The sequence below is a fragment of the Lentzea sp. NPDC051213 genome, assembly GCF_044455585.1.
Lineage (GTDB): Bacteria > Actinomycetota > Actinomycetes > Mycobacteriales > Pseudonocardiaceae > Lentzea.
Window position 1 is genome coordinate 78,334 of record NZ_JBITEX010000004.1, and the last position, 15,715, is coordinate 94,048.

The 15,715-nt window shown below is 68.3% G+C and carries 16 protein-coding genes; 6 read left to right on the forward strand and 10 right to left on the reverse strand.

Annotated elements, in window-relative coordinates; translation table 11 throughout:
- Nucleotides 1-34 precede the first annotated feature (34 nt).
- The 4 genes from ACIA8G_RS18555 to ACIA8G_RS18570 all read right to left on the reverse strand — a co-directional run bounded on the left by ACIA8G_RS18555 (nt 35) and on the right by ACIA8G_RS18570 (nt 3,039).
- Nucleotides 35-193 (reverse strand): hypothetical protein, encoded by a 159-nt coding sequence (locus tag ACIA8G_RS18555; protein ID WP_396419759.1) that lies wholly within the window; start codon nt 191-193, stop codon nt 35-37.
- A gap of 23 nt (nt 194-216) precedes the next feature.
- Nucleotides 217-774, reverse strand: a complete 558-nt coding sequence (locus ACIA8G_RS18560) for a helix-turn-helix domain-containing protein (RefSeq protein ID WP_396419760.1) — start codon at nt 772-774, stop codon at nt 217-219.
- Nucleotides 775-974: 200 nt separating this feature from the next.
- Nucleotides 975-1,466, reverse strand: a complete 492-nt coding sequence (locus ACIA8G_RS18565) for a hypothetical protein (RefSeq protein WP_396419761.1) — start codon at nt 1,464-1,466, stop codon at nt 975-977.
- Between the two features lie 58 nt (nt 1,467-1,524).
- Nucleotides 1,525-3,039, reverse strand: a complete 1,515-nt coding sequence (locus ACIA8G_RS18570) for a phytoene desaturase family protein (protein WP_396419762.1) — start codon at nt 3,037-3,039, stop codon at nt 1,525-1,527.
- A gap of 65 nt (nt 3,040-3,104) precedes the next feature.
- Between ACIA8G_RS18570 and fdhD the strand changes: the two genes are divergently transcribed.
- Genes fdhD through ACIA8G_RS18585 form a run of 3 tightly spaced genes read left to right on the forward strand, consistent with a single transcriptional unit; the run spans nt 3,105 to nt 5,970 of the window.
- Nucleotides 3,105-3,932 carry a formate dehydrogenase accessory sulfurtransferase FdhD gene (gene fdhD, locus ACIA8G_RS18575; RefSeq protein WP_396419763.1) on the forward strand — a complete coding sequence of 276 codons (828 nt, stop codon included), beginning with the start codon at nt 3,105-3,107 and terminating at the stop codon, nt 3,930-3,932.
- Nucleotides 3,919-5,049, forward strand: coding sequence for a CaiB/BaiF CoA transferase family protein (locus tag ACIA8G_RS18580; RefSeq protein WP_396419764.1), 1,131 nt, complete (start codon nt 3,919-3,921; stop codon nt 5,047-5,049). The genes fdhD and ACIA8G_RS18580 overlap by 14 nt, the downstream gene beginning before the upstream one ends.
- Before the next feature lie 39 nt (nt 5,050-5,088).
- Nucleotides 5,089-5,970, forward strand: coding sequence for an alpha/beta hydrolase (locus ACIA8G_RS18585; protein WP_396419765.1), 882 nt, complete (start codon nt 5,089-5,091; stop codon nt 5,968-5,970).
- Here the strand turns inward: ACIA8G_RS18585 and ACIA8G_RS18590 are convergent.
- The 6 genes from ACIA8G_RS18590 to tig form a co-directional block, all read right to left on the reverse strand.
- Nucleotides 5,967-8,582 (reverse strand): serine hydrolase domain-containing protein, encoded by a 2,616-nt coding sequence (locus tag ACIA8G_RS18590; RefSeq protein ID WP_396419766.1) that lies wholly within the window; start codon nt 8,580-8,582, stop codon nt 5,967-5,969. The genes ACIA8G_RS18585 and ACIA8G_RS18590 overlap by 4 nt on opposite strands.
- Nucleotides 8,583-8,589: 7 nt before the next feature.
- Nucleotides 8,590-9,171, reverse strand: coding sequence for an RBBP9/YdeN family alpha/beta hydrolase (locus ACIA8G_RS18595; RefSeq protein ID WP_396419768.1), 582 nt, complete (start codon nt 9,169-9,171; stop codon nt 8,590-8,592).
- Nucleotides 9,172-9,237: 66 nt separating this feature from the next.
- Nucleotides 9,238-10,518, reverse strand: coding sequence for an ATP-dependent Clp protease ATP-binding subunit ClpX (gene clpX / locus ACIA8G_RS18600; RefSeq protein WP_396419769.1), 1,281 nt, complete (start codon nt 10,516-10,518; stop codon nt 9,238-9,240).
- 242 nt (nt 10,519-10,760) lie between these two features.
- Nucleotides 10,761-11,375 (reverse strand): ATP-dependent Clp protease proteolytic subunit, encoded by a 615-nt coding sequence (locus tag ACIA8G_RS18605; protein ID WP_086661641.1) that lies wholly within the window; start codon nt 11,373-11,375, stop codon nt 10,761-10,763.
- Nucleotides 11,376-11,410: 35 nt separating this feature from the next.
- Complete coding sequence (locus ACIA8G_RS18610; RefSeq protein ID WP_086661640.1) at nt 11,411-11,998, reverse strand: ATP-dependent Clp protease proteolytic subunit; 588 nt, start codon at nt 11,996-11,998, stop codon at nt 11,411-11,413.
- Between the two features lie 146 nt (nt 11,999-12,144).
- Nucleotides 12,145-13,491 carry a trigger factor gene (gene tig / locus ACIA8G_RS18615; RefSeq protein ID WP_396419770.1) on the reverse strand — a complete coding sequence of 449 codons (1,347 nt, stop codon included), beginning with the start codon at nt 13,489-13,491 and terminating at the stop codon, nt 12,145-12,147.
- Nucleotides 13,492-13,703: 212 nt separating this feature from the next.
- On the opposite strand from tig, the gene ACIA8G_RS18620 reads away from it, so the two are divergent.
- The 3 genes from ACIA8G_RS18620 to ACIA8G_RS18630 all read left to right on the forward strand — a co-directional run bounded on the left by ACIA8G_RS18620 (nt 13,704) and on the right by ACIA8G_RS18630 (nt 15,620).
- Complete coding sequence (locus tag ACIA8G_RS18620; RefSeq protein ID WP_396419771.1) at nt 13,704-13,901, forward strand: hypothetical protein; 198 nt, start codon at nt 13,704-13,706, stop codon at nt 13,899-13,901.
- 174 nt (nt 13,902-14,075) lie between these two features.
- The gene (locus ACIA8G_RS18625) at nt 14,076-14,426 is read left to right on the forward strand and encodes a hypothetical protein (protein ID WP_396419773.1); all 351 of its coding nucleotides are present in this window, start codon (nt 14,076-14,078) and stop codon (nt 14,424-14,426) included.
- A gap of 294 nt (nt 14,427-14,720) precedes the next feature.
- Nucleotides 14,721-15,620, forward strand: a complete 900-nt coding sequence (locus ACIA8G_RS18630) for a LysR family transcriptional regulator (RefSeq protein WP_396419774.1) — start codon at nt 14,721-14,723, stop codon at nt 15,618-15,620.
- The last annotated feature ends 95 nt before the right edge of the window (nt 15,621-15,715 follow it).

Consider the following 15,715-nt stretch of genomic DNA (forward strand, 5'->3'; position numbering starts at 1 on the left):
GTCATGAAAACGTTTGCAGCGGCGGAGTCACACCCTACGCCGGACGAACGCGAACGAACAGCCTCAACCGGCGCCGCTCAGGCTTCGCAACGACTTCCTTGGACTTCTTCTCCAGCCGGCCCATGGCCGCGTCGGCCTCGAAGTCGCACTGCCTCTGCTTCGCGATAGCAAACGCGTCGTGGTGCGAGAACATGGCGAATCCCCTCGTCTCTTGTTCTATTCGGGTGCGACCGTGACGCTCAGGAACAACCTGACCGCCCGCGCGCCTTCCGGCCGGAGCGACTCATCAAGCCGGCGGTCGTCGTACTTGTTCATCAGCGCCCGGAGTTCGTCCAGGTACGCGTCGGCCTCGTCGGCGGTGAGGAACTTGACGGTGCCCTCCGTGCCGACCGACTTGCGCCAGTCCTCCGGCAGGTGCTCGCGCTGGCGCAGGCGTTCCCGCGTGCGCTCGAACTCCTGGTCCAGGTAGGCCAGCGCGGCAGCCTCGGCCGCCATCGCCGCCTCGCCCTCGAGTCCTTCCGGCGAGATCGACTGCCGCGTGCTGACGATCCGCCACGGCTTCTGCCGGCCAGGACCCTCGACCTCGCTGACGAAGCCGTACTTGGCCAGCATGTTCAGGTGGTACGAGCAGCTCGCGACGCTCTCGCCGAGCCTCTCCGAGCACTGCGTGGCGGTGCGCGGCCCCTCTTCGGTGAGCAGCTGGATCAGCTTCCACCGGAATGGGTGCGAGAGCGCGCGAAGCGTCTTGGGGTCGGTGATGCGAGCCTCGGTCATGGCACCACGGTACCCACATCAATAAACCTTTAGCAAGGTTCCTTGATATATAAATCCTGATATAAGACCCCGTGGCAGGGGCAGCTGTGGCTACCGGGGACGTTGGGTGTGCTGATGGCCGCGACGTGGATCAACCCGCCGTGGCCGGCCGAGCAGGCACCGCGCAGTGGGCGTGGCACTGGCCTCGCCCAGCGCCCTGCTCACCAGTCTGGCGAGTTCCGCGCGACGGCGGTCACCAGCGGCAACGACTCGATGATCGGCACGCGCAGCAGCTCGGCCGGCACATCGGGGTCGCGCACCGGCTCGATGAGCTCCCGCAACAGCGAGCCGACCACGTCGTCGGCGGTCTGGTCGACCTCGTGGATGAGGTCGCGCAGCTGGTCGGCCGCGTCGTTGAGCACCCGCACCCGCTGCGGTTCCTCGAGCATGAGCGCGGCGAGCCGGAGCACCCGGCGGCACGTGCGCAACCGCAGGCTGCGGCTCGCCGATTCGCGCCCGCCCGCGAGCCCCAGGCGGCCGCGGGTCCGTTCGATCCACGGTTCGACCGTTTCCCTGCGCCAGATCGGGCCGGACGCGAGCTCGGCGTCCGGCTCCGGAATGCCGTGCGAGCGGCGCTTGCGCCACACCGTCACCAGTTGGCGGCTCAGCCCCATGGCGTCCGCGATTTCCGCAATCCCGTAGAAGTCCCCCACGCGATCACTGTAACCAGAGATGACAGCCGGTGTCATCCAGCATGTCGCAGAATTCCCATCAGATGCGCTCGAGCACCGCCCGCGCCGCGTTGTGGCCACCGATGCCGCTGACCCCGCCACCGCGACGGGATCCGGCGCCGCAGACGAACACGTTGTCGACGTCGGTCTCCACGCCCCACTTGCCGATGTCGTCGTCGTTCTCGGCGAACGGCCAGCCCAGCTCCCCGTGGAAGATGTTGCCACCCGGCAGGCCGAGCTCCGCCTCCAGGTCGAGCGGCGTGCGGGCCTCGATGCACGGGTCGCCGTTCGCGTCCACCGCGAGGCAGTCCTGGATCGGCTCGACCAGGTGGGCGTTGAGCTGCTCCAGGTAGCGCCGGACGAGCTCGTCGCGCAGTTCGGAGTTGCGGCCCTCGAACAACGAGGCCGGCAGGTGCAGGCCGAACAGCGTCAACGTCTCGTGGCCCGCCAGCGACGGCCCGAGGATCGACGGATCGGTCAGCGAGTGGCAGTACATCTCGCCCGGCAGCACCGACGGCACCTGGCCGGCCGCGCTCTCCAGGTACGCGGTCTCCAGCTGGTCGTACGACTCGTCGAGGTGGAACGTGCCGGCGAACGCGAGCCGTGCGTCCACTCCGGACTTCAGCTCCGGCAGCCTGCGCAGCAGCATGTTGATCTTCAACTGACAACCGGGTGAGTCGTGGACTTCCTTGCCCTGCAAGCGTCCCAGTACCGAAGGAGCCACATTGGACAGCACGAACCTGGTCTCCACCGTCTCGTCGCCGTACGACACAGTGGCGGTCTTGCCGTCGGACTCGACGGACGTCACCTCAGCGCCGGTGACGATCTGCGCGCCGGCTTCACGGGCGGCGCGCTCCAGCTCGGCGGTGACCGCGCCCATGCCGCCGACCGGGACCTTCCACTCACCGGTGCCGTTGCCGATCACGTGGTAGAGGAAGCACTTGTTGGCGCGCAAGGAATGCAGCGACGAGTGCGTGCCGATCAACGCGTCGGTGGCGACGACGCCGCGCACCAGGTTGTTGTCGAACAGCTCCTGCAGGGTGGCGCCGATCGGCCGGGCGAAGACCTGGTCCCACAACCGGCCGCGCGCCACCGCGTCGACGTGCACGCGCAGGTGGTCGCGGGACACCAGCGGTTCCAGCAGGGTCGGCGCCAGGGCCTGGGCCATCAGCTCGAGGTCGGCGTACCAGCGCTGCCACCGCTCCCAGTCGTCGAGCGATCCGCACACGGCCTGGAACGACGCGGTGGTCGCCTCGCCGGGCTCGCGTTCCACCAGCAGTCCGGTCTTGCCGTTCGGGGTGTACGAGGAGGCCGCGCGCGACCGCAGCGTCAGGTTCAGCCCCAGATCGGTGGCGATCTGGTCGGGCAGCAGCGACACCAGGTAGGAGAAGCGCGACAGCCGTGCGTCGACGCCCTCCCAGGGTGACGCGCTGACCGCCGCGCCGCCGACGTGCGGGAGCTTCTCCAGCACTCTGACCGACTTGCCCGCCCGCGCGAGGTACGCGGCGGCCACCAGCCCGTTGTGCCCGCCTCCCACGATCACGACGTCGTCCATGCCCCGAGATCCCTCCCACGTAGCCTGGTCGGTGGGGAACATAGCGGTCCGAAGGAGATGTGCACATGGGCCGAGTGACGGTGCGCCGAGCGGTCGAGCGGGTGTCGCCGAGCGGTCGGCGGCGCCGCGTCGACGCGCTGGCGGCCGAAGAGCCTCTTGAGCTGCGGGTCAACGGGAAAGCGCTCGCCGTCACGATGCGCACACCCGGCCAGGACGTCGAGCTCGCGCACGGCTTCCTGCTGAGCGAGGGCGTCATCGGGGCGTCCGAGGACATCTCGATCGCCCGGTTCTGCGAGGGCACCGGGCCGGACGGGATGAACACGTACAACGTGCTCGACATCGCGCTGGCCGAGGGCGTGCCGCCGCCGGACACCGGTGTGGAGCGGAACTTCTACACCACCTCGTCGTGCGGCGTGTGTGGGAAGGCCGCTCTGGACGCGGTGAAGCTGAAGACCCGCTACTCCCCCGCCCTGGACCCGGTGCGGGTGACCCCGGAGACGTTGATCGGCTTCCCGGACGCGTTGCGGGAGCGGCAGAAGGTCTTCGAGAGCACCGGCGGGCTGCACGCGGCCGGGCTCTTCGTGAACGGCGAGCTGCTGGTCGTGCGGGAGGACGTGGGCCGGCACAACGCCGTCGACAAGGTGCTGGGCTGGGCGGTGCTGCAGAACCTCGTGCCGCTGCACGGCGCGGTGCTGATGGTGTCCGGCCGGGCGTCGTTCGAGCTGGTGCAGAAGTCCGCGATGGCCGGGATCCCGGTGCTGGCCGCGGTGTCGGCGCCGTCGTCGCTCGCCGTGGAACTGGCCGAGGAGCAGGGCATGACGCTCATCGGCTTCCTGCGCGGCGACTCGATGAACGTCTACACCGGAGGGGAGCGCGTGGTTGAGACCGCTTGACGGCGTCGTGGTGGTGAGCCTGGAACAGGCCGTCGCCGTGCCGTACGCGACCCGGCTGCTCGCCGATCTCGGTGCCCGAGTCATCAAGATCGAGCGGCCGGGCACCGGCGACTTCGCGCGGCACTACGACTCGTCGTGCGGTGAGGTCTCGTCGTACTTCGCGTGGACGAACGTCGGCAAGGAGTCGGTGTCGCTCGACATCACCCACCCCGATGGCCGCGAGGTGCTGGACCGGTTGATCTCGCGGGCCGATGTGCTGCTGTGCAACCTCTCGCCACGAGTCTGGGCACGGCTGGCGCTGGAGCTGCCCGACTCGTTGATCGTGGGTGAGCTGTCCGGCTACGGCTGGGACGGGCCGTACGCGGATCGCAAGGCGTTCGACGCGCTGGTGCAGTCCGAGGCGGGGCTGGTCTCGCTGACCGGTGAGGGCGACGTGATGGCTCGCGCGGGCATCTCCGTCGCCGACATCGCCGCCGGGGTCCAGCTGCACGCGGCGGTGCTGGCGGCGTTGTTGCAACGCTTTCGGACGGGTTCGGGTGCGCGGCTTCGGCTGTCGCTGTTCGAGGCGATGGCCGAGTGGATGCACCAGCCGATGCTGTACGCCGTCGGCACGGGCGCCGCCGCTCCCCGCTCGGGCGCGCACCACCCGAGCATCGCGCCGTACGGGCCGGTGGCCTGCGCGGACGGTGCCGTGCACCTTGCGGTGCAGAACGACGGGCAGTGGCAGCGGCTGTGCGAGCTGGCTGGGCTGCCCGCACAGGAGAGGTTCGCCACAGTGGCGTCCCGCGTCGAGCACCGCGACGAGCTGCAAAACCTGCTGGAACAGGCGTTCGCGGGCATGACCGCCCAGGACCTGCTGGCCGCGCTGGACGAGGCCGACGTGCCCGCCGCGCTGACCCGCTCGATCACCGAACTGCCCACCCACCCGCAGCTCGACACGTGGGTTGACGTGCAGGTTCCCGGCGGTTCGGCGCGGATGCTGCCGCCGCCCGTGGCGGGCTTCGAGTGGTCACCGGGTGCGGTTCCGTCACTCGGCGCGCACAATGATCACGTGTTGGGCTGGCTGGGCTATTCGGCTGAGGAACTGTCCTCCTTACGCGTGCGTTCCGTCCTCTGAGAGGGAAACGAGGAACGGTGCCCGCGCGATGAGGTGAGCATGGGGGAACCGAGGTACAGCCGCCGCACACTTCTGGCGGCCATTGGCGTGGTGATCGCGACCGCTACCGGCGTCGCGACCTACGTGTCGTCGACCGCCGGCGGCACGGAGCAGCAGATCGCCACGGCGGACCGCCTCGCCCGCACGTCCTCCGCGAAGCCGGCCGTCCGCTTCGAACGCGTGTACTCGGCCGCCCGCCACCGCGAGGTGACCCTCGCCATCTACACCCCGACCGGCTCGAACCCGCGCGGCCTGCCCATGTCGATCCTGCTGCACGGCCTGCACGGGGACGCCCGGCACGCGGCCGTGGGCGACCTCGCCGACGTGCTGACCACCGCCGTCGGCAAGGGCACGGTGCCCGCGTTCGGCTTCATCGCGGTCGACGGCGGCGACAACTACTGGCACGAGAACGTCCCCGGCGACAACCCGATGGCCATGCTCCTCGACGAGGTTCCGCGGTGGCTGCGCGAGCGCGGTTACGGCGAGCCCTTCGCGGTGACGGGCGTGTCGATGGGCGGCTTCGGCGCGTTGCTCTACGCGCGGAAACGCGCCGAGCGCGGCGACCCGATCGCGGCGGCCGCGGCCATCTCCCCCGGCCTGATCACCACGTGGCCGGAGATGGCGAAGCGCAGGGCGTTCAAGAACGAGGCCGAGTGGTCGTCGCTGGACCCGTTGCGGCACCCCAAGTCCACCGGCTCGACCGCGCTGGGCGTGTGGATCGGTGACCGGGACCGGTTCATCGAGGGCACCCGGCGGTTCATTCGCGAGGTCAAGCCCGAGGTGGGCGTGGTGAAGCCCGGCGGGCACGACGACGGGCTGTACCGGAAGGTCACGCCCGACGTCGTGCGGTTCCTCGCCAAGTACGCCAAGCGCGCCGTCTAGAGCCGGGCCGCCGCCCGGCCCCAGTGCAGCCACCGCACGCGATCCTGCTCGTCGCGGCCGCACAACACGATCACCTGGTGGTACCCGTTCTCACCCTCGACGGCGATCAACGCGTCGTCGCGGTACCCGATGTACTCGTGCTCCCCGCTCATGCCCAACGCCGCGAAGACGTGGTCACGAGCCTCGAACCGGACCATCACCCCACCGCTCTCGCTCGGTCGCACGTGCACGTCGTGCGCCGCGCACCGGTAGACGCCGACGACCTTCTCGACGTCAACAGGAACAGGTTCGGCGGGCGGTGTGGGGAATTCGAGCAACCTCACTCCGGCGAACTCGGCCAGCACGCGTTGGTACAGCTTCCAGACGACCGGCCAGGGCTCGCCGCCGTTGGTCAGGACCGCGATCGCGACACCGGAGTCGGGGACCACCCGCAGATAGGCCTTGAAGCCCAGCGTGGTCCCGCTGTGGCCGATCCCGGTACGACCGTCCCCGTAGTCCTGCAGGGCCCAGCCGAGGCCCTGTTCCCCACCGACACCGAAGTCAGGAGGCGTGACCTGCGGCTGCTGCATCGCGTCGAACTCGCTGGTGTCCAAGTGCATCCGCACGAACCCGAGCAGGTCACGCGCGGTCGTCGCGAGCACGCTTCCGGCGGGCGCGACCGACTCGGTCATCTGGTGCTCCACGGGCCTCAGCTCACCGTCCCGGGGCAGGTGTCCGTCCGCGACCTGATGCTGTGGGTACTCCGATCGACGGGTCGCGGCGCGGAGACCGTGCGGGTCGACGAGCCGTTCGCGCAGCACCACGCCGTACGGCTTGCCGCGCAACACCTCGACGATCCGGCCGAGCACCACGTAACCGGCGTTGCAGTAGGTGTACAGCTCGCCGGGAGGAGTCTCCTGCACGGCGCTCGCGAGGCGCTCCACGTACTTCTCGAGCATGTCGTCGCCGGAGCCGGTGTCGAACCACAGGTCACCTTCGAAGCCCGCCGTGTGGCTGAGCAACTGCCTGGGCGTGATGATCCGCGCCGCCTCTTCGTCCGCGAGCCGGAACTCCGGCAGGACGTCCCGCACCGGGCGATCGAGGTCGAGCAGGCCCTCGTTCACCAGCTCCTGGACGAGCGTGGCCGTCCAGACCTTGGTGATCGAGCCGACCTGGAAGATCGAGTCGGCGGTGACCCGCTCGCCGGTCTCGTTGTTCAGCACGCCCGCCGCGGCGTCGAAGATCTCGCCGTCGTGCAGCACCGCGACCTGGGCGCCGACGACGCCGTGGTGCTCGATCAGCCCTGGCAGCCTGCGCGTGATCCACTCGGCCGGGGTCTCGATCCGTTCGGCGGCCTGGCCGAAGTACAGCCAGCGCGCCCGCTCGTCCCCGCCGAGCAGCGCGAGCACCCGGTGTGGCTCCTCGACCGCGATCAGCACGTCGTCCCGCAGCCCGGTGAACTCGCGCGGCTCGCCCTTCGTGACCGCCGCGGTGAGGTCGGTGCGCCCGGCGTACCGCACCAGCACCCGGCCCGCGTCGCCCGGCGTCACGTGAACGTCGTACCCGGCGCAGCGGTAGACCCCGACGGCCCGCTCGACGTTCACCGGGACGGCGACGACCGGTGGCTTCGGCGGCTCCAGCGGGTGCACGCCGGCCAGCTCGCTGAACAGGTGCTGGCAGACCTCGTCGAACACGGGCTGCGCATCGCCACCGTTGGTCAGCAGCGCGACCGCGACGCCGGCCGCCGGCACCGCCCACAGGTACGACGCGAGCCCCTTGTTGGCGCCGTTGTGGCCGATCACGACCCCGCCGGCGCGGTCGAGCAGCATCCAGCCGAGGCCCCACGAGGACCGGTCGCCCAGGTCGGGCAGCACGACCTGCGGCTGCCGCATCGCGGCGAACTCGCTGCTCTCCAGATGCATCCGGACGAAGGTGAGCAGGTCGCGCGCGCTCATCGCGAGGGCCGACCCCGCAGGCCAGTCCGAGGTCGGGCCGTAGTCGGACACCGGGCTCATCACCTCGCCGTGCGCGAGGTGCCCGGCCGCGGCCTCGCTGCCCTCCGCGATCGTCGTCGCGATGGTGAGGCCGAGCGGAGTGGCGAGGCGTTCCCGCAGCACGGCGTTGAAAGGCTTGCCGCGCAGCACTTCCACGATCCGGCCGAGCACCGAGAACCCGCTGTTGCAGTACGACCAGAGCGCACCCGGCGGCGTGACCTGCTGGGCCTCCACGAGCCGTTCGACGAACTTCTCGACGGCGTCGTCACCCGTGCCGGTGTCGAAGAACAGATCGCCCTCGAACCCCGCGGTGTGGCTCAGCAACTGCCTCGGCGTGATGACCTGCGCGGCCCCTTCGTCGGCCAGGCGGAACTGCGGCAGCACGTCGCGCACCGGCCTATCGAGGTCGAGCAGGCCCTCGTTCACCAGCTCCTGGACGAGCGTGGCCGTCCAGATCTTGGTGATGGACGCGAGCTGGAACAACGAGCCGGTGGTGACCTTCTCGCCCGTCTCCGCGTTCAGCACACCCGCCGCCGCGTCGACGATCTCGCCGTTGTGCAACACGGCCAGCTGAGCACCGACGATGCCGTGTTCCTCGATCAGTTCGGGCAGCCTGCGGTTGATCCACTCCGTGATCACGTTCCCCCTACTGGCGCGGCGACAGTGGAACCCGCTTCGAGCGAACCCACTTGAGCACCGCGGGCCACTCCCCGTAGCCCGCATCGGTGTTGATGTGCGCCGCACCCGGCAGGACGTCGAACTCGATGCGCAACGCCTCGGCCAGCTGCCTCGCCACGCTCATGTCGCAGTACGGGTCGCCTTCGCCGACGACCAGGCGCGTCTCGCGGGCGACGCGGCGGATCGCGTCCGGGTCGAGGGGTGGTGGCAGGAACGACTTGATGGCCGGCTCCGGGTGGTCCGGGGCCGGCGGTGCGACGAGCAGCACGCGGTCCACCCGTTGGGACGTCTCACGAGCGGCGTGGTGCAGCCAGAGGTGGCAGCCGAGCGAGTGGGCGAGCACGACCCGTTCCCGGTCCTGCGGCGCCGCCTCGAGGTGCGCCTGCAGTTCGCCGAGCCACGTGTCGAGATCCGGCTCGTCCGGGCTGCTGAAGTGCGGCATGTCGACGAGGCCGCCGTGCTCGGAGACGGTCCTGGCGAGCCAGGACTGCCAGTGCTCCGGACCGGAGCCGGTCCAACCGTGGATGAGCAGCACGTGCGGCAACGACATGGCTCCACCCTAGGACCAGAAAGGGCGCCCAGTCGCCTGGACGCCCTTCACGGTGAAGCTTGGAACCTATGCCGACTTCTCCCGACGCTCTCGGCGCGAGGGCTGCCGAGCAACGATCGTCGGGTTCACGTTCTCCTTGACCGTCTGCTCCGTGATGACGACCTTGGCGACGTCCGTGCGGCTCGGGATGTCGTACATCACCGGGAGCAGGACCTCTTCCATGATCGCGCGCAGACCACGGGCACCAGTACCACGCAGGATCGCCTGGTCGGCGATCGCTTCCAGCGCGGTCTTGGTGAACTCCAGCTCGACACCGTCCATCTCGAAGAGCTTCTGGTACTGCTTCACCAGGGCGTTCTTCGGCTCGGTGAGGATCATCACCAGAGACGGCTTGTCGAGGTTCGTGACGGAGGCGACCATCGGCAGACGCCCGATGAACTCGGGGATCAGGCCGAACTTGATCAGGTCCTCCGGCATGGAGTCGGAGAAGAAGTCCGACGCCTCGACCTCGGCCTTGGAGCGGACCTCGGCACCGAAGCCCAGGCCGCGCTTGCCGACCCGGTCCTGGATGATCTTCTCCAGGCCCGCGAAGGCACCGGCCACGATGAACAGCACGTTCGTCGTGTCGATCTGGATGAACTCCTGGTGCGGGTGCTTGCGACCACCCTGCGGGGGCACCGATGCGGTGGTGCCTTCCAGGATCTTGAGCAGCGCCTGCTGGACACCCTCACCGGACACGTCGCGCGTGATCGACGGGTTTTCACTCTTTCGAGCGATCTTGTCGACCTCGTCGATGTAGATGATGCCCGTCTCGGCGCGCTTGACGTCGTAGTCGGCGGCCTGGATGAGCTTCAGGAGGATGTTCTCGACGTCCTCACCGACGTACCCGGCCTCCGTCAACGCCGTCGCGTCGGCGATGGCGAACGGCACGTTCAGCATCTTCGCGAGCGTCTGCGCGAGATAGGTCTTGCCGCAGCCTGTGGGGCCGAGCATGAGGATGTTGGACTTCGCCAGCTCAACGCCGTCGTCACGACCCTCGCGCCCGCGGTCGCCCGCCTGGATGCGCTTGTAGTGGTTGTAGACAGCGACGGAGAGGGTGCGCTTGGCATCACTCTGGCCGATGACGTACTGGTCGAGGAACTCGTGGATCTCGGCGGGCTTTGGCAGCTCGTCGAGCTTCACGTCGCCGGCTTCCGCCAGCTCCTCCTCGATGATCTCGTTGCAGAGATCTATGCACTCATCGCAGATGTAGACGCCGGGGCCGGCGATGAGTTTCTTCACCTGCTTCTGGCTCTTTCCGCAGAAAGAGCATTTCAGCAAGTCGCCGCCGTCACCGATACGCGCCATGACCGCTGACCTATGTCCCCTCCGGCGCACACCTGCTGTAGTGCGCCTGCTGACTTGCTGTGGCAGTCCCACTGGCTGTGGGTGCTGAGCCCGTTCTCCTGACGGTACCTGGCCGACCCCGTTTCAGGGGAGGCCAGCGTCCCCCCGACGCGCCGATCAGGCCAGTTAACCGGTCACATCGGCGTGTCGGGTGGGCACGCAGTGCCCAGGGCCTGGGGTTCTCCCAGGCTCTGGGAAACGCATCAGGACTTGGCCGAGAGCTTGCGGTAGGGCAGCACCGTGTCGACGATGCCGTATTCCTTGGCCTCATCGGCCGTCAGGATCCGGTCGCGCTCGATGCTCTCGCGGACCTCCTCTGCCGTCCGGTTGGTGTGCCGCGCGAGGGTGGACTCCATCAGGCGGCGCACGCGCTGGATCTCGTTCGACTGGATCTCCAGGTCGGACACCTGACCGTACGCACCCTCCATCGAAGGCTGGTGGATCAGGATTCGCGCGTTCGGCAGCGCGTGGCGCTTACCAGGCGTTCCGGCGGCCAGCAGCACCGCGGCGGCCGAGGCGGCCTGGCCGAGGCAGTACGTCTGGATGTCCGGGCGAACGAACTGCATCGTGTCGTAGATGGCCATCAACGAGGTGAACGAGCCACCCGGCGAGTTGATGTACATCAGGATGTCGCGGTCCGGGTCCTCGGACTCGAGCACCAGGAGCTGCGCCATGACGTCGTTGGCCGAGGCGTCGTCCACCTGCACGCCGAGGAAGATGATGCGCTCCTCGAAGAGCTTGTTGTAGGGGTTCGACTCCTTCATGCCATAGCTGGTGCGCTCGACGAAGGACGGCAGCACGTACCGCGACTGAGGCATGTGGAACTGGCTCACTTGAGGTCTCCTAGCTGACGTCAGTTGTTCGAGTCGCCGACGGGCTGCGCCCTGGTGACGACCTTGTCGACGAAGCCGTACTCCAGCGCTTCCTGCGCGGTGAACCAGCGGTCGCGGTCCGAGTCGCGGGTGATGGTCTCGAGCGTCTGGCCGGTGTGCTCGGCGATCAGCTCTGCCATCTCGCGCTTGGTGCGCGTCAGCATGTCCGCCTGGATCGCGATGTCCGCGGCCGTACCACCGACACCGGCCGACGGCTGGTGCATGAGGATGCGGGCGTGCGGGAGGGCGTGGCGCTTGCCGGGGGTACCCGCGGAGAGCAGGAACTGCCCCATCGAGGCCGCGAGACCCATCGCGTAGGTGGCCACGTCCGGCTCGATGAGCTGCATCGTGTCGAAGATGGCCATACCCGCCGTCACGGAACCACCCGGCGAGTTGATGTAGAGGGTGATGTCCTTCTCGGGGTCCTCAGCGGCCAGCAGCAGCAGCTGAGCGGTGATCTGGTTGGCGATGCCCTCTTCGACCTGCGATCCCAGGACGATGATCCGCTCGCGGAGCAGCCGCTCGTACACCGAGTCGTTGAGGTTCATCCCGGCGGTGGCCGACCGCATCTCGGGGGTCGGGAAGGAGTGCTGCGTCACGTCTGCCTGCCTAACTCCAGGTGGAACGAATCTGGAATGCGAAATCTCTCTGCGATCGACCTTAACGAAGGCGGGCGGCGTCAGATGCCCGACACCGCCCGCGTTCGCTCTAGGCGTTACTTCTCGCCGTCCTCATCGGACTTGGTCTCGCCGAAGAGCTCGTCGAGGTCCAGCTTCTGACCGGCCGCGTCGCTGACCGAAGCCTGCCGCACGACGCTCGCGAGCGCCTTGCCCCGGCGGACGTCGGCGAAGATGGCGCCGAGCTGGCCGGACTGCTGCGCGCGCTTGACGTACTCGTCCGGGCTGATGCCGAAGCGCTGGGCCTGGTAGATGATCCGCTCGGTCAGCTCGCCGTCGGACACCGTGACCTGCTCGGCGTCGGCGATCGAGTCGAGCACCAGCTGCGTCTTGACGGCCTGCTCGGCCGCCTTGCGCAGCTCCGCGTCGAACTCCTCCGCGGTCTGGCCCTGCTCGGTCAGCCACTCGGCGAACTTCGCGTCGTCGTGGTCGAAGGCGTGGACGGCGTCGTGCTTGCGCGCGTCGACCTCGCCCTGGACGATGCCCTCCGGCAGCGGGACCTCGGTGGTCTCCAGCAGCACCTCGAGGACCTTGTCCCGCGCCTGGACGCCCTGCTGCATCTTCTTGACGCGGCCCAAGCGGGTCTGCAGGTCGCCCTTGAGCTCGTCGAGCGTGTCGAACTCGCTGGCGAGCTGCGCGAACTCGTCGTCGAGCTCGGGGAGCTGACGCTCCTTGACGCTGGTCAGCACGACGGACACGTCGGCCTCGCGGCCCTGGTGCTCACCGGCGACGAGCGTGGTGGTGAAGGTCTTGGTCTCACCCTCGGACGCGCCGACGAGCGCGTCGTCGATGCCCTCGACGAGCTGGCCGGAGCCGATCTCGTAGGACAGGCCGCTGGTGCGCGCCTCCTCGACCTCTTCGCCGTCGACCGTGGCGGACAGGTCGACGATGACGAAGTCACCGGTCTCGGCGGGGCGGGTCACGCCGGTGAGCGTGCCGAAGCGCGCGCGGAGCTCGTCGAGCTGCGTGGCCACGTCCTCGTCGGTGACCTCCTGCTCGTCGACCGTGACCGCGAGCTCGCCGAAGGCGGGCACGGTGATCTCGGGACGGACGTCGACCTCGGCGGTGAACGCGAGCGTCTCGCCGTCCTCGATCTTGGTCACCTCGAAGTCGGGGCGACCGAGCGTGCGCACCTCACCCGCGGAAACCGCCTCCAGGTACTTGGCCGGGATGGCCTCCTGGATGACCTCGTCCAGCACCGGAGCGCGGCCGATGCGGCTCTCCAGCACCTTGGCGGGGGCCTTGCCCGGACGGAACCCGGGGATGCGGACCTGCTTCGCGAGCTTCCGGTACGCCTGGTCGAAGTTCGACTTGAGCTCGTCGAACGGCACCTCGACGTTGATCCGGACCCTCGTCGGGCTCAGGTGCTCGACGGTGCTCTTCAACGTGGACTCCTCGATACGAACAAGAACGTGCAAGACAGCCGGTACCGCCGCATGGGGCGCCCGGATTCCCAGCGAGTCTAGGCGAGACCCGCGCTGTGACCGCCGCCACCCCGCTTTGGAGCCGTGACAGCCCACGCCAGAGGTCGATAGCGTCGACGCAGCGGCCGTTCGGCCCGCTTTGGGGGTTCTACGTGATTCTTGGGGGAACACGCATGTCCAAAACGCCTTCACGACTGCTCGCGACCGCCGCAGCGGTCACAGCCGCGCTGGCCACGACCGCCCCGCCCGCCGGCGCGGCCACGCCGCCAGAGGCCACCGTCGCCGCGTACATCTTCACCGACGGCACCACTTCCGAAGCGCTGACCGCCGAGAACGCCAGCCTCTCCGCACCACAGCTGAGTTCCGGCTAGACCCCGGCCCACCGCGGCTGGGACATCCACCTGTCCGACGAGACCTACGGCGCAGGCCTGCCGACGCAGGAGTTCCGAGCGGGCGCCTCCCACACGGAAACCAGGGCCAGCGCGGACAGCGGCGGCTTCGTCTCGCTGGTAGACCACGACCCCCGCGACGTCCCGTTCGCGGTGGTGAAGCTCGGCTACCGCAGCTATTACTGCACGGTCGACGGCCCCTTCTACACCAGCGACAAGAACAGCCCGCGCCTGTGGCTGCGCCAGAGCGACGGCGAGCTGTACGAGATCAGGGGCGACCTCAACAGCTGGACCAGCGCCGTGCCCGCAGGCTTCAGCAACAGCCCGAAGGTCCCGACCACCGTGAAGGTCAACCGCTTCACAACGGCAAGCCAGCTAGCCGCCTACCCCGAGTTCACCAAGTACGACGGCCGCACCAAGGTCGCCGGCGGAGCCTACGAACTGGAGATCACCCAGATCGGCCAGACCTACCGCATCCTGGTAGCCGCCAGCGCCGCCTCCTGCTAGTTCTCGCGCCCTCAACAGGCGCCGTCGCCACCCCAGGCGGCGGCGCCTTTTTGTTCGCCTGGCGAAGGTAATAACGGAAAAGAGTCACCCAACTACGGCCCGTGGAACCCTCCGTCTCAATTTCACTCTTTCGGCCGCTACACCCTTTCCCGGACCGATCAAGATGACTCCATAAGCACTAATCGGACGCGCGCACCGGACAGGTAGCGTTACGACTCCCGCACCATCCGTAACAGGACCACGGGAACGAACGAGAAAAAGTCATCGCGCCGTTTTACCCCGAGGATCCGCCTGATGGAGACACGCCAGCTTCTCGCGTTCACCACCGTGGTTCAGACCGGCAGCTTCACCAAGGCCGCAGCCACGCTCAATTGCTCGCAGCCGACCATCACGACCCGCATCAAGGCCCTGGAGGAGGGACTGGGCGTCGTCCTTTTCCGACGCCTGCCCCGAGGTATCCAGATGACGTCCGCAGGGGTAGAACTGCTGCCCTTCGCACGAAACATCATCAACCTCACCGAAAAGGCCCGAAAAGCCATCACGATGAACGGCGAGCCCCACGGCAAACTCGTCATCGGTTCCGCACAGAGTTTGACCGACTACCGTCTGCTACCACTCATCGAATACATGTGCTGGCGCTACCCGTCCGTCCAACTCTCCCTGCACTCGCGCAACGCGCTGAACAACCTGGCCTCGGTCCGCGACGGCCAACTGGACTGTGCCTTCTTCATCGGCGCCATCGAACCCCGCGAGGGCCTCGAAACGACAGTCCTGTGCCCAGAGCCGCTAGTAATGATCGCCGGCCCGAACCACATCCTCACCCAGCGCCAGATGCTCACCGAGGACGATCTGACGAGCAGCACCCTCATCAGAGCCGAGAACGGCGCCTCCTACCACGAGCTCTTCGAGCACACGATCGGCTTCGACGACACCCGAGCCCCAATCCTGGAACTGGACTCGGTAGACGCCGCGAAACGAGCCGTGGCAGCCGGCCTGGGCATAGCCCTGATGCCCGAGGTGACCGTGGCCGCAGAACTGGCCGACGGCAGGTTGGTCCGCTTGCCCTGGTCGCCGAACTTCCGCGTGTACACGCAGTTCGGCTGGCGCCAGGACAACTCGACGAACCCGGCCGTGACCGCTCTGGTCTCAGCCGCAGCACAAGTGGTGAGCGACCAGGTCGCCTCACTCACGTAGACCCACCCGCGATGGCGAAGCCGAGCCGTCTTGGCTCTTAGTCACACAGACCCGGCGGTGGGGTCCCGTCACGAGTCGCACTGAAGCTCTTGCCG

What these genes read in the sequence shown, in the direction of transcription:
- ACIA8G_RS18585 (WP_396419765.1), top strand. Translation starts at nt 5,089, where the DNA reads ATGGGGGAACCGAGGTACAGCCGCCGCACACTTCTGGCGGCCATTGGC.
- ACIA8G_RS18595 (WP_396419768.1), bottom strand. Translation starts at nt 9,171, where the DNA reads ATGTCGTTGCCGCACGTGCTGCTCATCCACGGTTGGACCGGCTCCGGT.
- ACIA8G_RS18610 (WP_086661640.1), bottom strand. Translation starts at nt 11,998, where the DNA reads ATGCGGTCGGCCACCGCCGGGATGAACCTCAACGACTCGGTGTACGAG.
- ACIA8G_RS18605 (WP_086661641.1), bottom strand. Translation starts at nt 11,375, where the DNA reads ATGCCTCAGTCGCGGTACGTGCTGCCGTCCTTCGTCGAGCGCACCAGC.
- ACIA8G_RS18560 (WP_396419760.1), bottom strand. Translation starts at nt 774, where the DNA reads ATGACCGAGGCTCGCATCACCGACCCCAAGACGCTTCGCGCGCTCTCG.
- ACIA8G_RS18620 (WP_396419771.1), top strand. Translation starts at nt 13,704, where the DNA reads ATGTCCAAAACGCCTTCACGACTGCTCGCGACCGCCGCAGCGGTCACA.
- ACIA8G_RS18570 (WP_396419762.1), bottom strand. Translation starts at nt 3,039, where the DNA reads ATGGACGACGTCGTGATCGTGGGAGGCGGGCACAACGGGCTGGTGGCC.
- clpX (WP_396419769.1), bottom strand. Translation starts at nt 10,518, where the DNA reads ATGGCGCGTATCGGTGACGGCGGCGACTTGCTGAAATGCTCTTTCTGC.
- ACIA8G_RS18630 (WP_396419774.1), top strand. Translation starts at nt 14,721, where the DNA reads ATGGAGACACGCCAGCTTCTCGCGTTCACCACCGTGGTTCAGACCGGC.
- fdhD (WP_396419763.1), top strand. Translation starts at nt 3,105, where the DNA reads ATGGGCCGAGTGACGGTGCGCCGAGCGGTCGAGCGGGTGTCGCCGAGC.
- ACIA8G_RS18555 (WP_396419759.1), bottom strand. Translation starts at nt 193, where the DNA reads ATGTTCTCGCACCACGACGCGTTTGCTATCGCGAAGCAGAGGCAGTGC.